Source organism: uncultured Leptotrichia sp. (genome assembly GCF_938036635.1).
Taxonomy (GTDB): domain Bacteria; phylum Fusobacteriota; class Fusobacteriia; order Fusobacteriales; family Leptotrichiaceae; genus Leptotrichia; species Leptotrichia hongkongensis.
On the sequence record NZ_CALHQO010000543.1, the window covers coordinates 1 to 1,764 of the forward strand.

2 protein-coding genes are annotated in these 1,764 nt (G+C 31.6%); one reads left to right on the forward strand and one right to left on the reverse strand.

The genetic code is table 11. The features are described from left to right. Positions 1–790: lysophospholipid acyltransferase family protein (locus Q0370_RS10945; protein ID WP_299575640.1), on the forward strand; the 790-nt coding region annotated here is incomplete at its 5' end. Positions 791–904: 114 nt separating this feature from the next. On the opposite strand, the gene Q0370_RS10950 is transcribed toward Q0370_RS10945, so the two are convergent. Next, positions 905–1,764: radical SAM protein (locus Q0370_RS10950; RefSeq protein WP_299575642.1), on the reverse strand; the 860-nt coding region annotated here is incomplete at its 5' end.

The window sequence follows — 1,764 nt, forward strand, 5'->3', positions numbered from 1 at the left end:
CAAACTTCGTCTAAAAATATCTGAATTTATTGGTGTTTTGCTTTTTTATCTCATTCCAAAAGGAAGAAAATTGTCATATCGTAACTTAAATTTGATTTTAAATGAACAAAATAGTTTTAATTATTCAAAGAAAAAAATCAAGGAAATTGCGATAAAATCTTATAAAAATACAGCAAAGTCGTTTTTACTGCCCTTCTGGATTTATGAATATTTTGAGAATTTTTCGCCAAAAATATATAATTCTGAATTACTGGAAAAATTAAAGAGTGAAAATGAACGGATTATTCTTGTTACTTCACATTTTGGATTTTTTCACGCCAGCCTTTTTCCAACGAGAAACGACGCAATGTTTATTCCTATTAGAATTATCTCAAACAAATTTATTGAATCTTATATGGATAAAATCCGTTTTAAGAATAACATGACTTATTTTCCAGAACAAAATTACAAATCTTTTTTGAAAAATAAAAATTCAAAGGGCGTTTTTGTGCTTTTAAGTGATGTACGAAAACCAGATGGGGATAAAATCACATTTTTTGGCTTACCTACCACTAATTCAGGCTTTCCTGCCTATTTTTCCAAGAAAGAGAATATTCCGATTGTTATTATTCACAATGAAGTTGATGAAAACAATATTTGCCACATTTTTATAGACAAAGTTATCCATCCTGAAAATTACAAAAATAGACACGAAATAATGAAATCTATTTTAACTGAATACGAAAAAATTATCCTAAAACTGCCAGAGCAATGGTTCTGGTTTCAGGACAGATGGCGGGATGGAATATAACTTTTATTTTTCCTGTCCTTGACTTTCGATATATCTTTTATAAACTTACTAACTCTGTTCAATAACATAAGGTTTTTTTATTCTCACAATACTTACGGCTTATTTTACTGAAAATTATTTTGGAGCTTCATCCAAGTTTTGTGCATACGGTAAATCATATTTCCCCATAACTTCTTTTTTCAAATTAAAGTTTTGTGCAAAAAATATTGCAAACATTCCCAAATCATGGCTCCGTTTTAACTGCATAAATCCTCTTTTAAGTATTGAACGCCATCCAAAAAAACTTTTTCTTGCATTGGCACATTTTTTGGAAAGCTCATCGGGAGTCTGATCGCTTGGAAGAAAGGAAATCCGTCCATAAGGATAATTTTCATCCAGCCACCATTTTTCACTAAGAAGCCGTTTTTCTTCTCTTAATTTTCTATAAACGCCTGTTTTTGGGAATGGTACAAGATGGTTAAATGCTGCAAAATAAAATCCATGTTTTTTGGCAAATTTTACCGTTTCATCAAAAGTTTCCTTCGTGTCATTTCCATAACCGAATACAAAAGTAGCATAAATTCCGATTCCATAACTATGAATTTTTTCCGTCAGTTCATTTATTTCCCCAACGCCACTTCTCCAGCCTTTCCCCATATCCTTTAAAATATTTGGATTCATCGACTCGTACCCAATCAAAATCATTTTACATCCGCTTTTTTTCATCCAGTAAAGCAATTCATCATTTTTCGCAATGGTAATAGCCCCTTGCGTTACCCATTTTATATTTAATGGAGCAATCGCCTTACAAATCTCAATCGCATGTTTATGATCCGCCACAAAATTATCATCAATAAAAAAAACATACTTCTTCCCAGAATTTTTTATATCCTGCACAATTTCCTCAATAGGACGCCTAAAGTACTTTTTCTCATAATAAGAATGAATCGCACAGAAATCACATGCAAAATTGCACCCACGCCCTGTCTCAATAA